Source organism: Streptomyces sp. NPDC008313 (assembly GCF_042956125.1).
In the GTDB taxonomy this organism is placed as follows: Bacteria; Actinomycetota; Actinomycetes; order Streptomycetales; family Streptomycetaceae; genus Streptomyces.
In genome coordinates this window covers 409,811-430,614 of the sequence record NZ_JBIBFR010000003.1, presented here as the reverse complement: position 1 = coordinate 430,614, position 20,804 = coordinate 409,811, and the positions used below count along the sequence as shown (strand labels likewise).

The 20,804-nt window shown below is 72.1% G+C and carries 17 protein-coding genes; 4 read left to right on the top strand and 13 right to left on the bottom strand.

Annotation, left to right across the window (positions count from 1 at the left end; all coding sequences use genetic code 11):
* On the top strand, window positions 1-180 hold a 180-nt coding region (locus ACFY93_RS06610), incomplete at its 5' end, for an integrase core domain-containing protein (protein ID WP_391354127.1).
* 5 nt (window positions 181-185) lie between these two features.
* Here ACFY93_RS06610 and ACFY93_RS06605 read toward each other — a convergent pair.
* The 9 genes from ACFY93_RS06605 to ACFY93_RS06565 all read right to left on the bottom strand — a co-directional run bounded on the left by ACFY93_RS06605 (window position 186) and on the right by ACFY93_RS06565 (window position 8,130).
* Window positions 186-737, bottom strand: a complete 552-nt coding sequence (locus tag ACFY93_RS06605; protein WP_391354125.1) for a helix-turn-helix domain-containing protein — start codon at window positions 735-737, stop codon at window positions 186-188.
* Between the two features lie 749 nt (window positions 738-1,486).
* Window positions 1,487-2,203 (bottom strand): aKG-HExxH-type peptide beta-hydroxylase, encoded by a 717-nt coding sequence (locus tag ACFY93_RS06600; protein ID WP_391354123.1) that lies wholly within the window; start codon window positions 2,201-2,203, stop codon window positions 1,487-1,489.
* A 236-nt stretch (window positions 2,204-2,439) separates the two neighbouring features.
* A complete protein-coding gene (locus ACFY93_RS06595) occupies window positions 2,440-3,396 on the bottom strand; it encodes a JmjC domain-containing protein (RefSeq protein WP_391354121.1) in 957 nt (318 codons plus the stop codon).
* Window positions 3,374-4,702 carry an MFS transporter gene (locus tag ACFY93_RS06590; protein WP_391354119.1) on the bottom strand — a complete coding sequence of 443 codons (1,329 nt, stop codon included), beginning with the start codon at window positions 4,700-4,702 and terminating at the stop codon, window positions 3,374-3,376. The genes ACFY93_RS06595 and ACFY93_RS06590 overlap by 23 nt, the downstream gene beginning before the upstream one ends.
* A complete protein-coding gene (locus ACFY93_RS06585; RefSeq protein WP_391354118.1) occupies window positions 4,699-5,841 on the bottom strand; it encodes a hypothetical protein in 1,143 nt (380 codons plus the stop codon). Before ACFY93_RS06585 ends, ACFY93_RS06590 begins: the two co-directional genes overlap by 4 nt.
* 98 nt (window positions 5,842-5,939) lie before the next feature.
* The gene (locus ACFY93_RS06580) at window positions 5,940-6,110 is read right to left on the bottom strand and encodes a hypothetical protein (RefSeq protein WP_391354116.1); all 171 of its coding nucleotides are present in this window, start codon (window positions 6,108-6,110) and stop codon (window positions 5,940-5,942) included.
* A 288-nt stretch (window positions 6,111-6,398) separates the two neighbouring features.
* Window positions 6,399-7,280 (bottom strand): LysR family transcriptional regulator, encoded by an 882-nt coding sequence (locus tag ACFY93_RS06575; RefSeq protein ID WP_391354114.1) that lies wholly within the window; start codon window positions 7,278-7,280, stop codon window positions 6,399-6,401.
* Between the two features lie 227 nt (window positions 7,281-7,507).
* Window positions 7,508-7,669, bottom strand: coding sequence for a hypothetical protein (locus tag ACFY93_RS06570; RefSeq protein WP_391354112.1), 162 nt, complete (start codon window positions 7,667-7,669; stop codon window positions 7,508-7,510).
* 218 nt (window positions 7,670-7,887) lie between these two features.
* Entirely contained in the window at window positions 7,888-8,130 is a 243-nt protein-coding gene (locus ACFY93_RS06565) for a hypothetical protein (protein WP_391354110.1), read from the bottom strand.
* A 405-nt stretch (window positions 8,131-8,535) separates the two neighbouring features.
* Here ACFY93_RS06565 and ACFY93_RS06560 point away from each other — a divergent pair, with 405 nt between their 5' ends.
* The 3 genes from ACFY93_RS06560 to ACFY93_RS06550 are packed head-to-tail and all read left to right on the top strand — an operon-like array spanning window position 8,536 to window position 13,561.
* Window positions 8,536-12,228, top strand: coding sequence for a CHAT domain-containing protein (locus ACFY93_RS06560; RefSeq protein ID WP_391354170.1), 3,693 nt, complete (start codon window positions 8,536-8,538; stop codon window positions 12,226-12,228).
* The gene (locus tag ACFY93_RS06555; RefSeq protein WP_391354108.1) at window positions 12,225-12,890 is read left to right on the top strand and encodes a hypothetical protein; all 666 of its coding nucleotides are present in this window, start codon (window positions 12,225-12,227) and stop codon (window positions 12,888-12,890) included. Before ACFY93_RS06560 ends, ACFY93_RS06555 begins: the two co-directional genes overlap by 4 nt.
* A complete protein-coding gene (locus ACFY93_RS06550; RefSeq protein WP_391354106.1) occupies window positions 12,890-13,561 on the top strand; it encodes an RES domain-containing protein in 672 nt (223 codons plus the stop codon). The genes ACFY93_RS06555 and ACFY93_RS06550 overlap by 1 nt, the downstream gene beginning before the upstream one ends.
* Window positions 13,562-13,642: 81 nt before the next feature.
* Here ACFY93_RS06550 and ACFY93_RS06545 read toward each other — a convergent pair whose 3' ends face one another.
* The 4 genes from ACFY93_RS06545 to ACFY93_RS06530 all read right to left on the bottom strand — a co-directional run bounded on the left by ACFY93_RS06545 (window position 13,643) and on the right by ACFY93_RS06530 (window position 20,749).
* A complete protein-coding gene (locus ACFY93_RS06545) occupies window positions 13,643-14,452 on the bottom strand; it encodes an FHA domain-containing protein (RefSeq protein WP_391354105.1) in 810 nt (269 codons plus the stop codon).
* The gene (locus ACFY93_RS06540) at window positions 14,449-16,521 is read right to left on the bottom strand and encodes an AAA family ATPase (RefSeq protein ID WP_391354103.1); all 2,073 of its coding nucleotides are present in this window, start codon (window positions 16,519-16,521) and stop codon (window positions 14,449-14,451) included. The genes ACFY93_RS06545 and ACFY93_RS06540 overlap by 4 nt, the downstream gene beginning before the upstream one ends.
* 167 nt (window positions 16,522-16,688) lie before the next feature.
* Window positions 16,689-18,341: a hypothetical protein gene (locus ACFY93_RS06535; protein WP_391354101.1), complete on the bottom strand. Its 1,653-nt coding sequence runs from the start codon at window positions 18,339-18,341 to the stop codon at window positions 16,689-16,691.
* Window positions 18,338-20,749: a protein kinase gene (locus ACFY93_RS06530; RefSeq protein ID WP_391354100.1), complete on the bottom strand. Its 2,412-nt coding sequence runs from the start codon at window positions 20,747-20,749 to the stop codon at window positions 18,338-18,340. Before ACFY93_RS06530 ends, ACFY93_RS06535 begins: the two co-directional genes overlap by 4 nt.
* Window positions 20,750-20,804 lie beyond the last annotated feature (55 nt).

Genomic DNA, 20,804 nt, shown 5'->3' with positions numbered 1-20,804 from the left:
TTGATCAAGCCCCAGCGGCCATGGAAGACGCTCTCTCAGGTCGAGTTGGCCACCGCCGAGTGGATCGACTGGTACAACCACCGAAGACTCCACGGTGAGATAGGCCACATCCCGCCCGTCGAATACGAAGTCAACTACTACACCGAACTCACGAAACCCCAGTTCATCACCACAATCTGAGATCTCTACCGAACCCGGGGCGGTTCAGGCAGAAGCAGGCCGGGTTCCACGGTCTGACCGAGTCTGCGGTAGTGCGTGAACAGGGAGCGTGAGGCTTCCAGCATGCCGGCGCCGGCAGCCGAGGAAGCCGGACCTGATCCGTCCGACCTCCAGGTCATCAGCGAGGCGACACCGGCATTCATCACCTCACGTCGGCCCACGGGCCCGAAGGAGCTCGGGCCGTCCGGTGACAAGTGCATCATCCAGTTCTCCTCTTCGACCCGGCCTGGCTCCGACACAACAGGTGGACCGATAGCGGTGGGGGTGCTCAGGGCGATCAGTGCCCCTTCGGCACCGAGTGCGGCATCGCACAGCCGCGCGAGGTCACGACTGGGCACCTTGATGCCCCGCTCGACCTTGCTGAGCTGCGCCTTGCTGTAATGCACGAGACGGGACAGGTCCGTAAGGCTCAGTCGGGCCTCCAGTCGCCGCTTCCTCAGTTCCTCGCCGAACGATGTGGACGGATGTGGCACGGGAACCTCCTGAACCCGGTCGTCCGGGCCGAAGCGGTACTGCACGGAAGAGTGCGGCACCAACTCCCGGACGGACAAGGCGATCGAAGCTGTTTCCCGTTTCCTTCTCCTATGGCGAGGCGCGGCAAGCTCGTGCGGGCAGTTGGGTTCCCCAAGGGCCACAGCTCGCCTCGGGCGAGGTTGGCCGCGGTGGCTTGTGGGTTTTTCCGGCGAGGGCGACGGCGAGGTTGTGCGGCCGGCGATGCCGAGCATGGCGTGGTGGGCGCCGTCACCCTTGAGGCGGCAGGAGGATCTTCCAGGTCTACCCGCTACAGACCAGCTGTCCTCCGCCGAACGCTCCTTCATGATCAACGCCACTGAGATCGACATCCTTGCCGGTGTCTGGGGTGACCTCGATGAGCCGCTGATCTCAGGACCCGCCTCGGGTCTTGTTCCGCTCCTGCTTCCCCTCATCGACAGAGAATGGATCGGAGTGTGCCGGCTCGTTCCCTGGACAGCGCCAGATGGCACTCTCGGAGAACAGCCCGGCCCCCCATCCCGAAGCAGGATCTTCCCGCTGTCCTGGCAGACGACGGCAACTGGGAGTACCCGCAATCCGACGCCTGGCTGGGGTGCCTCACACTGACCCTCACCGAAGCGGGACAGAGGATCTCCCACTGACACCCCAGCCTCAACGCCCCCTGTCGGTCTGCGGCCAGACCACCGGCAGGTCACCTGCGCGTGCCGGCCCAAGGGCGTACCTCCGGGTGCGGAAGCCCGCCCTTGGACTTCGGCATGGCCCGTTCCGGGCCCCGTCAGCCGTCCCGGGCGTCCGTCAGTTCCTGCTCCCACTTCAGCAGATCGTCGAAGTACGAGCGGCCCCGGTCGGTCCACTCCGCGGCCGGCTTCAGTGCCTCGATGGTGCGTTGCAGGCGGTCCAGTGCGTTGTCGCGCCGCTCGGAGACCTCTGGCGGCGCGGTCTCCTCCGCCGCCCATCGGGTGAGTCCGTACGTCATGCGTGCGAGGACGTGTGCGGCGTGCACAGCGCCCGCGACCGGGCGTGGTTCGGGACGCAGTGAGTGGGTCACCATGGTGTCGCCGTTGGTCAGGAACGTCTCGAAGGTGTTGCGCAGGTAGAGGGAGTGGTGGCCGGTCTCGTGCAGGAGCGCCTCGAAGGCGGCGGCGGTGCTCTCGACGCTTTCCGTGCCGAGGTAGATGGCGCCGAAGGTCTGGCGAAGCGTGGCCGAACGGAAGGGTCCGGCCCGTACGTACACGATGACGCGGATCAGGAGATCCGTTTCCAGGGCGGCCTCCGGCCATACCCTGCGCAGGGTTTCCCGAGCTGATTCGAGGTGCTCGGTCGCCTCCTTCATGTTCGGGGCGCCGAATGCGTCGTCATACGCACCGGTGACGCGTTGGACGTCCGTCAGGAGTTCTTCGATGCCATGACGGCACCAGTCGGGGCACGAGGGCGTTCCGCCTTCGATGTGTTCCAGTGCGGGCATGAGTACGCCGGGGGCCTGGCTGCTCACCAGATCGGCGATGCGCTCGCGGGCCGCCGCGGTTTCGGCGGGGTGAGCGGGACTGCTTCCGGCGGGTGTCCGCGCCGCCTCCCATACCAGGCCGGGGTGCAGGCAGGAGAACTTCCGCCCCTCCGGGAGAAGGGGGGCGAGGCGTCGGAGAACCGCCTGTCGGTGGCTTCGTGTCAAGCTCGCGGTCCCGGCCGGCGTCATGGCGACCCGGACTATCTCGTCCCGCCCCGTGTCCCTCACTTCTCACCGGGATTCGACTCCACCGCCAGGATCTCGGCGAGCGAGACGGATTCCGACCTCGCGAGTTCCTGCTCGCGTGCCTGGAGCCGGCGCAGGATCAGCGCGGAGATCATCTCGTCGCTCAGGCCGTCCAGCGCACGGGAGACGTCCTCGCGGACTTCTTGCCACAGTGCCTTCGACTGGCCGTTCAACGCGTCGGACCTGGCCGGCAGACGGCCCCGCATCGATGCGGTCCGTTCGGCGACGAGATCCAGTACGTCGTGGAGGACGTCGACCCAGTGGTCCTCCACGCCGTCGGAGAAGGTGATGTGAACGGAGCCGTCGTCCCCGGTGATCCCCTCGTGGTAGTAGCCACGGGGCAGGTAGAGACAGTCGCCGGGGTGAAGGGTGACTTCCTGGGACAGGGGGGTTTCCGGTCTGTCGCCGGGCCTGGAACGCTTGATGGGCCATTGCTTGGGCGGCTCGTGAAGCCGCCATGTCTTGGAGCCGGCCAGTTGGCGGATGAAGACGCTGGCCATGTCGTAGTGCACGGGGGCGCCCTGCGCGTGGGGTGGCGTCAGAAACGCGTTGGCCGCGACGGGGCAGCCGATGTCGTCGGCCAGATCCGCGCAGAAGGACGCCACTTCGGGGCAGTACGTGGACATCGCCTGGAAGACGAGCGTCGCCCCCGCCCGCATCTCCGACACCACGTGCTGCGGATCCGTCAGCCCGGACAGCACTCTGCGCTCGTCGGCACCGCCCTTGGTCCTGGCGGTGTTCCGCACGCCTATGTCCTCGCCGTGGCGCCACAGTCTGACGTACGGGGTGCGCAGTCCTCGATCGAAGAGGAGGCGCTGCGCGATCTCCGTGGAGAACGCGTGGCCCAGTCCGGCCAGGTTCCGGCTCACATGCGGCTTCTTGTCCCGGATGGACGCCAGCAGGGACGGATCGTCAAGAACTAGTTCTACTGCCATCCTCGGCTACCTCCGCATGCTCGACAGCTGTTGGTTCTTCCTGGTCCTGGTCCTGGCCCGGGTCCTGGTCCTGGTCCTGATGGAATTCCCGCACCCCGGGCACGGCCAGCACTGCGGCAGAGGCACCGAGTTGGACCACCGCGGCCACGACAAGGACAGTCGTACGGCCCAGCGCGTCCGCCAGAGGTCCCACGACGGCGAGACCGATCGGCAGCAGGGCGAGGCTGCACAGCCAGTCGACCGAGGTCACGCGGCCGAGAAGGGCCGACGGGAACTGGCGCTGCAGCGCGGTCTGCAGGAGGACGTTGAAGGGCATCATCGCGAGTCCTGCCACGACGTATCCGCCGGCCACCCACCACAGGGAGAAGGGGGTGAGCAGGACGAGGGGAACGGCGGCGAAGAGCGCGTTGAAGACGAGCGCGCTCGTGCCGGGCCGTTTCAGTGGAACGCGCCCGACCGTGATCGTGCCGACGAGGCCGCTCAGGCTGAACATCGCGATCACCAGGCCGTATGCGGTGGGCCCCGCGAACTTCTCCTGCGTGATGACCGGCAGCAGCACCATGTGCGGTGCGACGACGAACATGGTCTGCAACGTGGTCATGACGAGAATGGCCGACACCCAGCGAACCCGGCGTACCGCCGACAGGCCCTCCTTGGTCTCGGCGACGATGGAGGAACGAGTCGTGGGCCGTTCCCTCCTCGGTTCGGCGACCAGGAAGACGCACACCAGACTGACCAGGAACGTGGCCGCGTTGATGCCGAAGGCCCACCGGGTTCCGGCGGTCGCCACGATCACACCGGCGAGCGCGGGGCCCACCACGGCCGCACCGCTGTCCAGGGCTCCGCGCCATGAGTTCGCGCTGAGCAACCGCTCTTCGGGGACGACCGTGGGCACCAGCCCGCCGAACGCGGGACGGAAGAACGCCTCGCCACTGCCGACCAGGAACGTCAGGGCGGCGAGCGAGAGCGTCCCCGTGTCGAACTTCCCCACCAGGGCCACGGTGATCGCCACGAACCGGAAGGTGTCGGCGAGGATCATCGCCCTGCGCCGGGGCACGCGGTCCGCCCAGACACCACCGAGGAGTGCGAACAGGACCGTGGCGAGGATGCGGCCGCCGATCACCATGCCGACGTCGCCGGCGTCACCGCCGGTCTCGATCACCCTGAGGGACACAGCGATGGTGAAGAGCTGGTCCCCCACGGAGCTGACCGCCTGCCCGGCCCAGAGGAACCGGAAGTCGCGCAGCCCCATGGCGCTGTCGGCCATGCCTCCGGTCAGCTTCTTGCTCAGCGTGCGCACACTCATCCGATCGGAGCCCCCGGAGCCGCCGCGGCCGGATCGGTCAACTGGCCGTAACCGAATCCGCAGCAGTCGCCCGTGATGTCCTCGTCTCTCACCAGTGCGGGATGCTCGTCCCCGGTCAGCGGGAAGTCGGCCAGATCGATGGGTGAGGACTCCTCGTCGACGAAGACCTCGGCGCCATCGGTGATGAGGTCGAGGTGCACCTTCTCCTCGTAGTCGACCACGGAGCGGTCCTGGTTGTGCTGGCCGAAGCCGATGTGCACGCCGACGCGTCGTTCGTTGATGTGCGAGTTGGCGGGGATGAACCGGCCGATTCCCGTATTGGTGCCGAAGCCGAGCTCGCCGACCCGGGTGCCGTTCGGCTGCTTGAAGCAGAGCTCCACCAGTTCGCGGACGTCGGCGCCGGCACACTCGAAGCCCGTGGCACGCCCGTCGGTGATGTCGACCGTCAGGGGGTGGGCTGCCAGCCGGGTGTCGATCCGTGTGATGACGTTGCAGTTCAGCGCACCGTCGGCCACCAGGCGGCCGTCGATCCGGGCGGGGTACGTGGCGATCTCGCCCGCGGGGAGAATGGTGAAGCCGCCGGGCCGCCACACCCCGCGGTTGCTGATCCAGTCGAATCGGTCCGAGTCGAGAGTGATCCGCAGATCGGTGCCGCCGCGCGTGCGGACCCGGACGGTCCGTGCCCCGGTCAGTCGCGTCAGCAGTGCGGCGTTGCGGGCACTGAGCTCGTCCGGCCCGAGGCTGAGGGCCTCCTCGAAGAACTCACGCGACGCGCTGATGATGCGCACCATCACGCACCGGTCACCGCCGACCCGCCGCAGCACGTCGGCGAGGGGCGCGAAGTGGGACATCGTGTCCCGTTCGAGCGTGAAGACGACGAGCCGTCCGGACCGGGAATCGGCCTCCGCGACAGCTGAGTTCAGGCGCTGGGCGAACCCGTAGTCCACGAGCGGCCGCATACCTACGGCTTGCGCGCTGAGGTCACGTTGCTTCAACCCCGCCACGAGCCAGGCGGCCGCCTCCCGGCTGTCCGGGGAGAAGGCGACGACGCAGTGATCGTCGGGGGAGACACCGACGTACCGGTCGAGGAGTGAATCGACGCCGGCCTGGAGTCGGTTGCCGGTCCGTAAGACGCTCAAGATGTTCTTCTCCCGTGGCCTGTGATCGCTTCCACAGGCGTCCCAGCCGCAGGAACGCCCTGCGCCTGGAACGCCCGATACCGCCGCGCAGGAACAGATCAGGTGGCGACGAACCAGGCCATCAGGGGCCCTTCGTCGCCACTGCCCACCGGCTCGAGAACCGCGTCCGACTCGGCAGCGGAGAGTTCGCGCAGGGCGTCCTCCACCAGCGACTCGTAGGACGGTGCTTCAGCAGGGGCGCCAGTAGCAGGGGCATGACTCAGTGCCATCTTGACTCCTCTCAGGCAACAGTGATCACCTGACCGTAAGGAGCGTGACCGAGCCGAGTCAATGACATTCAGCGCTCAACTGGCGCGATTTCAGGCCGACTTGAAGCCATCAGTGGCGGAATTTCGGGTTCGTGGTTCCGGCAGGACCCCGGCGCCGGGTCGTCCAGCTGCCCGAGGCAGGAAGCCGTGGAGTACCCGGACGTCCTCGTCCCGGATCAGGAGCTCCTTGCCGGTGGCGCCTTCCGGTGGCGCCTTCCGGTGGCGCCTGCCGGTGGCGCCGGCTGCGGCTCAGTGAGAAGCGCCGAGCGCCTGTGCCAGGAGGGTCAGGTCCGTGCGCAGTGCCGCGTCCGGGTTCCATACGGCCTCGAAGGAGATCTGCACTTCCCGGCCCTCGTTCAGCAAGGGGCGATGGGGGACGGCCGGGGACGTGAGCCGGGACCGGGGGATCATCGCCGAACCCAGCCCGAGGCCCGCCCATTCCTCCAGTACGCGGTAACTGGCCGCCTCTCCCGGATAGGTGTGCAGCGGTACCTCGTTCGCGTGGAAGAGCTGGGTGGTGAAGGTCGTCAGTCCGCACGCGTCCGGCACGAGGATGAACTGTTCGTCCCGGGCCTCGGTGAGTTCGAGTGAGGCGTCGTCGGCCGCGGCGGGGCCGACGACGACGATGGGCTCGACGTCGATGACCCGGTGCTCGAAGCGCGGCATCGCGGTGACGGCCGGGATGAGGATGATGTCGAGTCGCCCGTCCCGCAGGCCGTCCCGCAGATCCCGCATGTTCGCCTCGCGCAGTACGAGATCGCGGGGCGTGGGCAGTTCGCGGACGGCGGTGAACGCGCGGCCGACCAGATGCGGGCCGATGAGCGGCGAGACGCCCATACGGACCTTCTGGTCGCCCGGTTCGGTCAGACGTCTGGCCTCCGCGGCGACGGCGTCGAGCGCGGCCACGGCGCGTTCGACGAGCGGAAGGATGCGGGTGCCGAAGGCGGTCTGGGTCACACCGCGCGGGGATCGGTCGAAGAGCCTCTCCCCGAGCCGTTCCTCCAGTTTCGCGATGCCGTTCGACAGGGCCGGCTGGGTGACTCCGTATGCCCGGGCCGCCGCGCTGAAGGAGCGCGTCTCGGCGACCGCCTGCGCGTAGCGGAGCCCTTCGACGTTCAGTCGTTCCACCATAGCCATTGCTTATCGACTCATTCGCTGATGCCGTCTACCGCCTCTGCTCACGGAAGTTTATCGCGGGCCGCCGGTGACCTCTTCATCACTCGCCCTTATGGCACCTGCCGCCGTTCACTCGGGAGGTACGCCGGATTCGCATCGCGCTGGACCCCGCTCAGGTGCGTGACCGGCGGCACGAGGCATCTAGATGGCCGCCGCCCCGGGGCCGCCGCCGCACGACCCCGCTACGCGCCGATGCCGTCACCGTCCGCCAGGCCGAAGTCGAGGGTGCCGGCCAGCTCGCGGAGGGTCTGCTCCGCGGCCCGCGCCGCGTCGGCGACGACGTCGCCCCGTTCCGCTATCAGCAGGTCGTAGATCGGCACGGTGCTGGTGTCGGTGGCGTTCACGTGTGGGTGTCCGTTTCTTCGGGTTCAGGGCCGACGGGGAAGGCTAGCGGATCAAGCTGCTCCGCAGGGCCGAGCCCTCCGGCGGGCAGGAGGCGAGCCGAGCGCTCCGGTACCCGGTTCTCGTCCCCGTACTCCCGCCCGCGGTCCGCGCGTCCTGCGCCGTGTCCATCGGCGTTGGTCATATCCCGATTCGCCGTGATTCAGCTGTACTTCGCACGTCACGCGCGGTGATGCAGGACGTGACAGCCGTCGATACGGCGGGCCTGATCGGGGTCCCGATCGGTGGGCAGGGCGTGCCCGAGGTGCTCAGTGCGGACGTCACCGATCCGGTTCCTGCTGACGGCACCGGAGTTCTCGTACGGACGCCGCATCACCTTGTCCGGGGCGAGGTCGTGCGACAGCGCGTCGGTGTCACCGCGGGCACGGTCGTACTCACGCGTCAGCGCCTGCGGTTCGCGCACGCCCTGGCTGCCCCGGGGGACTCGGCGCCGGAACCGGCTGCACCGACAACGTGGGCCCCGGGCCATGGGCATCGCCGCCGGTTCCCGCTGCGGGGGGTGGGGCGTGTGTCCGCCGCCTCCGGGAGCCGATGAAGCCGGGGTGTGGCCGCCGGGGTCGTGTCGTACGCCCCGTGTGCTCCTCCCTGACCGGCGTGCGGACTCTTCCGCGCAGGTCGGGGCGAGTTCGGTCCAAAGCCGGTCGCATTCCGGTCGTACGCCGCGAAGCCCTCCCCTGTACGGGTGGGACCGAGCATCATGACGCCGTGACCGCGGAGGGGCGACTGTGCGGTCGGCGGGGGGCCGGTACCGCTCGGGGGACGGTACCGGCCGGCACGACGGGAACGAGGGGCGGGGCGGCAGTTGACGGTGGACGACGGGTCCGGGATGGGCGCGGACGGGGAGCGGGTGCGGGGGCTGCTCGTCCGCGCCCGCGGCGCCGGGGTGACGTACGCGGACCAGGGCGTGGCCCCGCTCGGCCCGGACAAGGCCGCACGGGACATCCTGATCGGTGAACTGGAAGTGATCGGCGCGGAGTTGGCGGGTGGGTCGGCGGCCGAGGTCATGGCGCGGCTCGGGGCGCTGCTCGCGGCCCGCTGGGCGGACGGACGGGATCCCGCCGACCGTACGCGGGCCGTCGAACTGCTGCGGGCGGCGCGGGGTGTGGCGGAGCTGGACGCCGGCGTCCGGCGGGACGCCGCCCGTGACCTCGCCGTCCTGCTGGTGGCACCGCTGCTGGCCGCCCCCGCCGAGGAGGGCGGCGCGGCGGCGCTCCCGCCCGGGCTCGCCCGCTACCTCCCGTTCGGCCTGTCGGCCGCGGCGCAGGGCATGGACGTTCTGGAGGTGCTGCCCGAGGCCGTCGAGCTGAGCCGTGAGGTGGCGGGCGACGATCGCCCACTGCCGCCCCACATCGAGGCGATCGCCACCATGGTGCCGCTGCTGAGGGACGCCGGGAACGGGAACACGGACGCGCTTGCGGACACCATGGCCGCGTTGCCCGGTCTGCTGCCCCAGGAAGGCCCGCTGGGCGGGCTGGCCCAGGCGCTGCCGTTCATGATGAAGGCGTTCGACGTGCTGCCCCCGCGCGGCGCCCCGGGCACCTCCCCGGACGACGACGCACAGACCGTACCGCCCGCCGGGCCGCTCGGTCCGCAGGAGCTGGAGGAGATGGCACGCTCGCTGGACGTGCCCACGATCCTCACGGAGATGATCAACCCCGGTTTCATCACGCTCGGCGAACTGCGCGTGCTGACCGATCGGACCGTGGCCGAGGCCGGTTCCGGGGACGCCCGGGCGCGGGGCGTCGCGGCGCTGTCCTGCCTGGCCCTCGGGATCCGCACGGGCGAACAGGGCCATCTCGGAACGGCCCTGGAGCTGCTGGCCCAGGTCAGGAACATGGACGGGCCCGTCGACCACGAGACGGAATGGCTGCTCCAGGCGACCGTGCCCGCGGTGCTGGTCGCCTCCCATCTGACCGGCCACAGCCTTCAGGACGGGCAGACCGCGCAGGAACTGATCGCGGCGGCGCTGTCGCCCGCGGGGCTGCTCGCCGAGGGCGCCCCCGACCGCCCGGGCGCGCCCGGCCTGCTGCTCATGAACCGCTGCCTGAACGCCCAGTTCGCCATCGACCGGGCCCACAGCGAGAACGACGCAGGGGCGCTGGACAGCATCCGGGACGAACTCCTCGCCCTGATCGAGCAGGAGTCCGGCGACGACAGTGAGTGGAGCGGGCTGCCCCGGATCATCCTGTGCGGCCTCGAACTCGTCAGGGTGCGGCTGACCGCCGACCTGTCCGCGCTGCGCAGCGCGGTCGACCAGCACGCGGCCGCTCTGGCGCACCCCGGCACACTTCCCTTCGCCCGCCCGATGCTCACCACCATGGAAGCTCCGCTGCTGGCGCTCGCCACCCACCTGGAGCCCGACCCCGAACGGGTGCGGCGCTCCCTGGCCTCGGCGCGGTCCGCGCTGGACGCGCCCGCCTCCGTGCCCGGCCAGCGTCCCCGCAACCGGCTGGCCATCGCTCTCGCCCTGCGCGCGCTGCACCATCGCGACGGCGATACGGGCCTTCTCGACGAGGCCATCGCCGAACTGGAAGCGGCCGAGGCCGACCTGGAGGCCGAGAACGACCGGTCCCGGCCCGACACGGCCGATCTCGTCGTCCCCCTGCACGAACAGCTGGCCACCGCCCTCGCCCAGCGGGCCGGCGCCGGCGACCCGGCCCACGACGACGCCGTCCGGCACCGGCTGACCGGCGCGCTCGCCCACACCCGGCGGGCCCTGCGCGCCTCCGCCGACGACGTGCTGCTCCAGCTCGGCGCCGAGCACGGACTGCGCGCCGCCCGAGCGGCCGGCGACCTCGGCGTCCTCGCGGCGGGCTGGGCGGTACGGCTGGGCCGGCCCGAGGAGGCGGTCGCCTGCCTGGAGTCCGGGCGGGCCCTGGTACTGCACGCCGCCGCGGCCGGGACCACGGTGGCCGACCGGCTGGAGGCGCTCGGAGCGTACGAGACGGCGGCCGCGTGGCGGCAGGCCGTGACCACCGCGGGCGCCGCCGGGCCCGCCGTACTCGACGAGGTGCTCCACCCGGATGCCACGGGGGTGCCGCGCCTGCCCAGCGCGCTGCGCAGAGAGGCGCTGGAGCTGGTGCGTACGGCGCCGGGAGCCGGGAGCGCGGCATCGGGGCCGCCGCCCGTGCCCGTCCTCAGCACTGCGCTCGCCCGCTGCGGGGCCGACGCGCTGGTCTACCTGGTGCCGGGCACCGGCGACGAGGCGGGCACCGCGCTGCTGTTACGTCCGGGCCTCGGCGTCCGCGCCGTGGAACTGCCGGGGCTGTCCGCCGCGCACCGCGGTCCGCTGGAGGAGTTCGTGCGGGCCAGGGCCGCGTTGCGGGGCACCGGGGAACCGGACGCGACAGCCCCCGGCTCGGTCCCCGCGGTCCGTGCTCCGGAGCGAGAACTGGAACGGTCCCTGGAGCGGCTGTGCGCTTGGGCGGGCGGAGCGGTCATGGGTCCGGTGATGGACGCGCTGGGCCTGTGGGAGCGTGCGCTCGCCGAGAGCGGGCTGCGGCCGTGCGACGCCGGTGAGGCACCGGAGCCGGTCCGGCTGGTGGTCGTGCCCTGCGGCGACCTGGGCGTCGTACCGTGGCAGGCCGCGCGGCTGCCACTGCCGCCGCAGGACGCCGACGCCGACGGGAACGCCGAAGCCGACGGGGACGCGGACGGGAGGCGGGCCGGTGTTCCCGCGACCGCCCACCTGTGCGAACTCGCCGTCGTGACGTTCGTCGCCTCCGGTTCCGAACTGGTTCACGGCATACGGCGGTCCCGGCTGCCGATCGCCCAGGGACAGGTCCTGGTCTGGGTCCTCTCGGACCTGTTCTACGCCGAGGACGAGATCCGGGCGCTGCGGGACGCGTACTACGGCGACGCCCGGATACTGGAGGACGGCTCCGAGCAGCCAGGCCCCGGCCTGCCGACCCCGGCGGCCGTCCTGGAGGTCCTCGGAGCCGGTGGCCACGCGACCGCCGACCGCGCCGGAGTCGTGCACCTGGTCTGCCACGGCAGGGCCGGCACCGACCCCACCCGCTCCGCGCTGTACCTGTGGTGCGAGGAGGACGCGCCCGCCGAATCGGGCCACCTCACCGTGACCGCCCTGCTGAACACCCCGCCCGCGCCGGACCGTTCCGGGCCGCTCGTGGTGTTGAGCGCATGCGAGACCGACCTGAGCGACGCGGACCACGACGAGGCCCTCACCCTCACCACCGCCCTCGTGCACCGGCTGGCCACGGACGTGATCGGCTCCCGCTGGGCCGTGTCCGACCGCGTCACCCCGGCCCTGATGACGGTCCTGCACCACCACCTCGACGCCGGACTCGCGCCGCCCGACGCCCTGCGCGCCACCCAGCGGTACGCCCTCGCTCCGGCCGGGAGCCGGCACCCCGTACCGGGGCTGGCCGCGCTGGACCCCTTCCTCGCACGGCAGGACATCGGCAGGCTCCAGGACTGGGCCGCCTTCATCCACCAGGGCAACCCCGCGCCCGCGACTCCCCGGAGGGACCCGGTCCGATGACGCCCGACCGACTGATCACCCTGCTGCACCGCCACTGGGCGCAGACGCTGGCCGAACTGGACGCCGACGCGCGTGCCCGGTTGCTGCGCCTGGTCACCGCGCTCGGCGACGCCGTGGGCCGCGGCCCGACCCTGCGCGCGGTCCGTGACGTGGGCCGGATGCTGAACCGGCTGCCCGACCACCACCCCGTCGCCGTCGCGCTGAACGACACCGTGCGCTACGCCGGTCCGGACACGGGCCGCGACACCGTCGTCGACCGGGCACGGCTCGTCGACCTGCTCGGCCTCCTGGCAGGACCACCACCGACGGCCGAGGAGGTCCTGGACACCACCAGGCAGCGGCTGCTGCGCGCCCCGGCACGGGGTGCGGACGCGGCACCCGGGGCCGTGACGGACGCGGCGGCCGACGACCTGATCCGGCTGCACCACCCCGAACTCGGCAGCCGCTACCCGGAGTTCCAGTTCACGCCGGGGACGGACGAACCGCGCCCCGTGGTGCGCGAGGTGAACCGGCTGTTGCTCGCCGGAGAGGACCCGTGGGGCGCCGCGGACTGGTGGCTGGGCGACAACGAATGGCTGGACGGCGCCCCGGCCGCGCTGCTGGACGTGGTGCCGGACGATCTGGTTCTCGCCGCCGCCCGCGCCCTGGTGGAGGAGGACTGATGGCCGGCCACGCCCCGCCCGAGGGTGCCCGCATGGAGCCCCTGGTCCGCGTGCTGCCCGCCGGCACGGAGCTGTACCGCTGCCACCGCGAGACGCGTGCGCCCGGCTCGTTCAACCCCAGTCACCAGCACGCGTTCTTCGACGGCGACCGCTTCGGCGCCACGGAACAGGACCCGTTCTCCTACCTGTACGCGGCGCTCGACCCCGTGACCGCGCTCAGCGAGGTGCTGCTGAGGTCGGTGCGGTTCGACGGGCCGTCAGCCCAGCGCCGCATCCCCTGGGCAAGGGCCCGTATGTACTGCCTGTCCGTGCTGCGCACCACCACCGACCTCGTCCTCGTGGACCTGATGACCGCGGAGGGGCTGGCCGCGGTGTGGCAGGACTCCTGGCTGGTCGACGCGGAAGGGGACGACTACGCGAAGACCCGGTACTGGGTGCGGCTGATCAGGGAGCACGCGGCGGACGTACAGGGACTGATGTGGCAGTCCAAGCGTCACCGGCCGCGCGAGGCGATCCAGTTGTTCGGGGACCGCTGCGGCGACGGCCCGCTGGAGCCGGTGGCCGAACGCACGGTACGGCTGTGTACGGAGGAGGGCGCGGCCGAGGCCCGGCGGCTGCTGGGACCGGTGCGCGCGACGCTCTCGGAGCGGGAGGCCGCGCCGGGGCGGTGACACGACCGGTTCGGGTGGCCGGGCTGCGGCGCCCTTCGCCCTCCTGCGCCGGCTGGGCCCGGGTCCCGCGCCGGCCGCAGCTCAGGCTTCCTTGCCGGCCACCGTGTCCTCGCCCGGGGCGCACAGCGACACGGTGGCCTCGGAGTGGAGCCCCAGGACGAGGCGATCGCCGTCCTTCAGCCGGCGGGGGACGGCGGGCAGAAGATAGTCCGCGTTGACGCGGGTGCCATGGGTGGTGCCGTCCCGGTACTCCGTCACCCACAGGGTGCCGTCCGGGTGCAGGGCGATCTCGGCGTGGCGACGGGACACCGACAGCTCGTCGGCGAAACCGCGCGCCGTCGTGGGCGCCCATTCCCGGTCCCGGCCGAGGTTTCGCAGGTCCCCGGGGCGCAGACGTACCAGCACCAGGCCACCGGAGAACCGCAGCAGCGCCGTGGCGCCGCCCTCCCCGGCGGGAGTCGCGTCCCCGGCCGGAGTCGCGTCCGCGACCGGAGCGGAGCAGGAGGGGCAACCGGTCGCCGCCGCGGGCACCTTGCGCCCGCACCCCGTACACCGCACCAGCCGCGGAGGCGGGGCCGGGGCTGCCGACGGTGTACCGGGGCGCCGGGGTGTCAGCGGTTCAAAGGGTTCGTCGTCGTCGGCCGTCGCTCTGGCGGTCCCCGGCCCCGGCCCGTCACCGGGGCGCCGGGGCTCCGGCGCATCCGGCTGCTCGTCGTCCGCCGGCCGGGCCTCGTCCGAGAGCCGGGGCGAGGGGTCCCACGTGCCCGGGGTGCGGGACGCGCCGGGGCGGCGCGGGGTCAGTTCCTCGAAGGCGTCGCCGTCCTCGTCGTACTCGTCGCCCTGGTCATACTCGTCGTCCTGGTCATGCCCGTCGTCCTCGGCGTGTGTCATCGGTGATCGTCGACGAGCTCGATCCCCAGGTCCACCGACCCGTTCTCCTCGCCCTCCGTCACGTGGGTCAACCGGAGCGTGCCGGGCGGCGACTGGAGCTGGATACTGAAGATCTCGCGGGCCAGCGGGTTGATGAGATGCGTCTCCAGTGCCATACCGATGCCCCGGCCTCCGGCGTAGGGGTCCCGCAGGCAGTACTCGCCGAGCTGCCTGCGTGCCTGCGGGGCGATCTCCAGCCGGATGCCCTGGCTCTCCCACAGCGCGGCCGTGATGTTGTCGATCGACAGGTCGAGGATCTCCTCCGCGGCCGTCCCCGTGACGAAGCCGAACACGACCACGTTGCCGCCGAAGCGGTTCATCAGTTCCGGACGCCCCACCTTGGCCTCGAAGTGGTGGCGGATGTTGCGCTTCACCCGCCTCGCGAGCTCGCGGTACTCGTCCTCGGGGTGTACGTCCCACACCCGTTGCCCGGTCTGCGGATCGGTGTGCTGCACCCCGAGGTTCGACGTGAAGATGAGCACGCACTCACTGAAGTACGTGGTGACCCCCTGCCCGTCGGTGAGCCGGCCGTCCTCCAGGAGCTGGAGGAACTTGTCCATCACCCCCTGGTGCGCCTTCTCGATCTCGTCGAAGAGGATGACCCGGAACGGGTCGGCGCGTACGGCGCGGGTGAGTTCGCCGCCCGCCTCGTACCCCACGTACCCGGGCGGCGCTCCCACCAGCCGGTCGGCGGCGTGCGCGGAGGAGAACTCGCTCATGTCGAACCGCAGGTACGCGTCCTCGGTGTCGAAGAGCAACTGCGCGACGGACTTGGCCATTTCCGTCTTCCCCGTCCCCGTCGGCCCGGCGAAGAAGAGCACACCGCGCGGCCGGTGCCCGGCGGACGTCGCCTGTGCCCCGGACAGCCCGAGGGCCGCGCGCTTGAGGATGTCGAGCGTCATGGTGACCGCGGCCGACTGGCCCCGTACCCGGCCGGTGAGGTGCTTGTCCCCCTTCGCGATCCGCCTGCGGATGTCCCAGGAACGCCAGGGGTCCTTCTCCACGCCGAGCCGGTAGATGCGCACCGCGTCCGGCATCGCCTCGAACGGCATGCCCCGTGACAGAGCGAGCCGGTGACTCTGCCGCATGGCGTCCAGGGACAGCCCGGCCGCGGCCTTGGCGAACGCACTGACCGGGGACAGCGGTGAGCGCGTTTCGGGCCCGGCCTGCTCGACCCCGGTGGCGTCCCGGTGAGCGGCCACGCCGTCACTCGGGGCCGAGGCGTGTTCGGATGCCAGTAACGCGGCCATCCGTTCGCGCTCGCCGGCGTCCGGCCCGGGCACCGCGACCGCGCGGATGCGTTCGGAACCGCTGACCAGCCAGTGCGGCAGGTCGCGGTCGCTGTCCGCGAGCCAGATGACCGGGTTGAACAGTTCTGCCGCCCCCGTCCTGTCACGCGGGGGACGGCGTGCGGGCAAAGGCAACGGTTCGGCGTGCTGGGCGAGTTGGACGCAGGCCAGGAAGAAGTCCCGTTCGGCGTCGCTGAGCCGGGTGACGTCGGTGCTCAGCCGCGACGAGTAGTCGATCAGCAGCGCGAGCCGCAGCGGTTCGGCCTCCCGGCCGTCCCGGCGCTGCGCGGTGCGGCGCTCCTGGAACCCGGTGACGATCTCCCGCAGAAGGGGCTCGGCGTCGAGGAGCTGGGGGACGGCACTGCTGCTCTGCCCGGTGCGAGGGCTGCGCAAGGCGTCGTTCAGCAGCTCGACCACGGTGTCCTGATCGGGGCCGACCAGGGTGATGAACCCGGTGATCTGGTCGTAGCTCAGCAGCGTGCCGTAACCGAGGTGGCGCAGCCTGTCCCACAGCGACTCGGGCAGACTCCGGTCGACGTCGACCGGCTGCCCGTGGACGCGGTGCTGCGACAGGTAGCGGTCACGGATGTTGCCGTGCAGCACGAACTGGCTGTGCACCGCGAGCGTGCCGGTGATCTCGTCGACGAAGGGCGGGGTCGGCAGGTGGGGACCCGTGGCGGCGTGGCGGGGCCGGCCGTCCTTGGCGAGACGGTGCGCGGCCGATCCGTTGGTCTGGCTCACTGGGTGTTCCTCTCTCGGCGGTGCGACGGGCACCGCGGACGGTGGGGTGCGGCGCGCATGCCGGTGCCGGCGCCGTCGGCGTGGCCGGTTCGGCGACGGGCGGGTCGCCGAACCGGCGGGTTGTTCCGCAGGAGGCCCGGCGGTCGTCCGCCCCGGTCTCCTTCTGGTCAGCGCCCGCGGTCGTGGTCGCCTGGGTCGTCGATCTGCCGGTGCCGTGGTCCGTCGTCGCGTCGCCGCCGGTCGTCCCGGACTCGCCGCCCCGGACGCTCGTGCTCGCGCCCGGACGGCCCCGATCTGACCTGGGCGGCGTCGTCCGGCGTACCCGGTGCGACGTTCTCCGAGTCGAAGTGGAAGTCGCAGTCCAGCCCCAGGTACGCGGCGGAGCGTTCGAAGTCGGCCGCCCACTGCTTCGCCTCGGCGCACCGCCGTGCGTCCAGGGGGGAGGGCGGGCCGGCCCGGCGGGTGGCCAGGTCGATGCCGTCCGGGCGGACGGTGACCTGGATCCAGTGGGCCGGTCCCCAGCCGGGGGGCGCGTAGGCGCAGGACCGGGCGCCGGTCCCGGTTTCGTGCCACTCGGCCGACCCCTCGCTCAGAGCACCGAGCAGGTGGGCCACACTCCGCTGGAGGTAGCGATGCTCCAGTTGTTCGAGCCGTTCGTCCACGGCGGCGCGCACCCGGTCGCGGTCGGCGGCGCCGAGGGGACGTCCCTCCTCGACGGCCCTGCGCAGGAGCGCCACGACGTCGTCGGCGGGAGGCTTCGGTTCCACGTCCGGTGGCACCTCGGTGGTGAGGAAGTCGAGCTGGGCGGCGGCCTCGGCCAGCGCCTCGCCGCGCAGCCGGACGCGCCGGCCGGCCTGGGCGGCGAAGAGGTCCGCCTCCTCCAGACGTTCGGCGGCGCTGACACCGTCACCCGCACGCGCGCAGAGCAGCGCGTAGTGCAGGGCGGTGACGACGGGCTCGGTGTCCTCGGCGGTGGCCCCGGCGGGCAGGCCGGCCAGCAGGCCGGCGCTGACAGAGGTCACCTCGTCCTCGCCGGCGCCCCTGGCACGGGCGGCGGTGGCCGGCTCGGGCCGCACGGCGGGTTCGGTGGACTCGGCTCTCCCGGCCGCCCGCGCGACGGGGCGGCGTCCGGCCCGCCGCCGCCCGGCGAGGATCCGCTGCCACGCCGTGTCCTGCGGATCGGCCGCGTCGGCCACGGCTGCGGCACACTCCCACGCGGCCAGCTCGGCCTCGGCGCGGTCGAGGGCGCGTTCCGCCTCGGCCACCGCCTCGCGAGTGGCGCCCAGGCGGCAGCCCAGCGGCTGGACGGGCGGCGGCAGTACGGGGGAGGGCGGCGGGGGCGAGCCCGGCGGGGTGCCGCGAACCGTACGGGTGAGCCGGGCCGCGAGGACGGTGCGGCGGGCGTTGACACGGGTCGCGGCGAACGCGGCGCTCTCCCACTGCTGGGCGGCGTCGCGGTCGCTCTGCTGTTGGCGCAGGAGGCAGCGCTGATCGTCGGCGGCGCGGACGGCCGCCTGTGCCAGTACCCCGGTGGCGGCCATGGCGGCCCGCCCGGCCAGCAGGGCCCCGCTCATGGCTCCGAGCGCGATGGCGGCCGGTTCCATCAGTTCGTGCAGTACGTGGACCAGCCCGTGCGCGAAGTGGTCCACGGCGTCGGAGACGCCGATGGGGGACGCGTGGGGGAGGTGGCTCGTGACGTCACTCGTGGAGACGGGCGAGGACTGGCTCGTGACGTCGCTCGTGGAGAAGGGAGACGGCGTGTCGTACCCGTAGCCCGGCCACACGTCCTGGACGCCGGTGGAGCCCGTGCCGTAACTCATGCGGTCCTCCCCTCGCGCACGGCGGCCTGGACGGCCCGCTGCCTGCGGAGCTCCCGGCGCCACATCCGGTCGCGCCGGACGGTCCACACGGTGAGGGCGCCGACGGTGCCCACGGGCCACAGCCACGGCGCCCACAGCAGCACGTACGGGAGGACCACCAGGAAGAGGACCGCCACGAGCAGGCCGGAGAGGAGCCGGGCCCAGCGGCTGCGGAGCACGAACCGGCCCGGCCGTTCGGCGTTGCCGATGACCAGCCCGGCCAGCGAGTGCGAGGGGTGGTAGCCCGGTGGTCCCATACGGACGGCTGTCCACAGTTCGAGGGCGTGGACGACGAACGCGGCGGGCATCGCCAGCAGCCAGCCGGTGACGACGGCGGACTGCGGGGCCCGCCCCGCGGCGTCGGAGAGGGAGATGACGAAACCCCACGGGGCGCAGACCAGGACGGCGCCCAGAACCGCCCAGCCGAGGTTCGGCAGCATGTCGAGGCGGCGCATCGCGACGTCGAGTCCGTCGCGGGCGATGGCCAGGGCGGCGGCGGCCTCCTGCTGCCGGCGCTCCTCCAGGCGGGCGTATCCCCGCTCCGCGTCGTCCTGGGCCAGGCGTACGAGCATGATCGCGGCCAGTGGGCGCAGTGGCTCACCGGACTCGTCCAGCAGCCGCTCGAACCAGGGGACGCGGACGGCGAGCCCCTGTGCCGCCCGGTGGGCCCGCCGGGTCCAGGCGCCGGCGATCTGCGGCAGCCGGGCCAGGTGCAGCAGGTGGGCATCGACGACCGTGTCCCGGGCGAGTGCGGACCGGACGGCGCGCCGACGCAACCGTGGCTGACGCAGGGCGAGTTCCTCGGTCTGTGCGTCCCAGGTGTCGCGCAGCCGCCGCCACCGCTCCTCGGTGCCGGCGAGTTGTTCGCCACCGGGGCGGACGGCGAGTGCGGTCAGCAGTCCGGGGTGGCTCAGGGCGACGACGAGGGCCCGGGCATCCGGGTCCCCGGTGACGGCGTGCCGCACGAGGCCCGGCAACTGGTGGCCTTCGAGGCTGATGCCGTGCCAGGTGACGGGCAGGTGGGGGCCCAGACCGTTCAGCAGTTCGGCGAGGGTGACGGGGTCGGGTGCGTCGGCCGACCGGGCGAGCAGGCCGGCCGGGTCGCCGTACCCCGCGTCGCCCGCCGCGCCCGGACCTCCTGGGGGTTCTTCGGCGTGCGGGGTTCCGCCCCGAGTGAACTGCCTGATCCAGCGCTCCAGTTCGCCACGCCGGGGGGCCGACGACAGCAGCCGTGAGGCGCTCGGGTGGCAGCGGTCGAGGACCTCGGCGAGCTCCTCCGGGTCGGTGTACTCCTGCCCCATGAAGGAGAAGGGCCGTATCCGGGGGCCGCCGTCCGGGGCCGCTGCGGGGCCCGGCTCGGCCCCGGGACCGGGCGCGCTCGCGGTCTGCCGGGTGACCGGCGTGGGGTCCCGCTGTTCCGGGTCGAGCCACTGGCCGACCTCCGCGGCACCCCAGCGGTGTCTCAGGGACCGGGTGAGCAGTCCTTCGCACAGCGCGCGCAGCCGGGGATCGGCCACGCCGCTCAGGTCCACGTCCTCGGTGCTGACGCGTCGCAGGACGAGACCGCGCTGCCGCAGCGGGATCGGGTGGGCGCCGAGGGAGAGTTCGGCGATGACCATGCCCATGGACCACCAGTCGACGCACGGGTCGACGGTCTGGACGACGGCGGCGGCCTCCGGTGCGAGGTAGTGCGGCTTGCCGGTCCAGTGCCGTACCCGTGTGGACGACACGGGCAGGGCGGCGCCGATGTCGACGAGGACGAGCCGCGGCTCCCCGTGCGGTCCTTCACGGACGATGATGTTGTCCGGGGCGACGTCGCGGTGCACGAGTCCGTGCCGGTGCAGTGCGGTCAGCGCCTGGTGGAGTTGCTCGGCCACGCGTCGGACGTGCCCGGCCGGCAGCGGGACGCCCTGTTGTTCCTGGTGGCGCTCGCGGTACTCGTTCAGGGTGGTCTCGCCCTCCGAGCGGCACACCTCCCAGACCATTCCGGTGGCGTGGCCGCGTTCGAGGACCCGCGTCAGGTGCTGGTCGACGGGGGCGCGCAGGAGCTTGTGCACCTCGGGGTCGGGGGCGAAGAAGTGGTGGTAGCCCTTCCAGATCAGCGGGACGCCCGCGGGCACGAGCCGGGGTGTGCGTTCCACGACGCGCAGCACCACGGCCTGCGCGGGGCGCGGTTCGCCGAGGCGGCCGGCGCCGAGTTCGGCGAGCCGCTCGAAGCGCCCGCGCAGTTCCTCGGGCAGGTCGTGCAGATGCGGCCGTGCTTCCCGGCCGCGTGCCGGGTCGGGTTCGACGTCCGGGAACTGGTCGGTCGGCGGGACGGTGTTTCCGGCCGTCGCGGGATCGCCGTCCGGTGGTGCCGCAGTGCTCATGTGGTTTCCCCCGCCCGGCGTTGTCGTACTGCTTCCGGAATACCTGCCCGCCGGA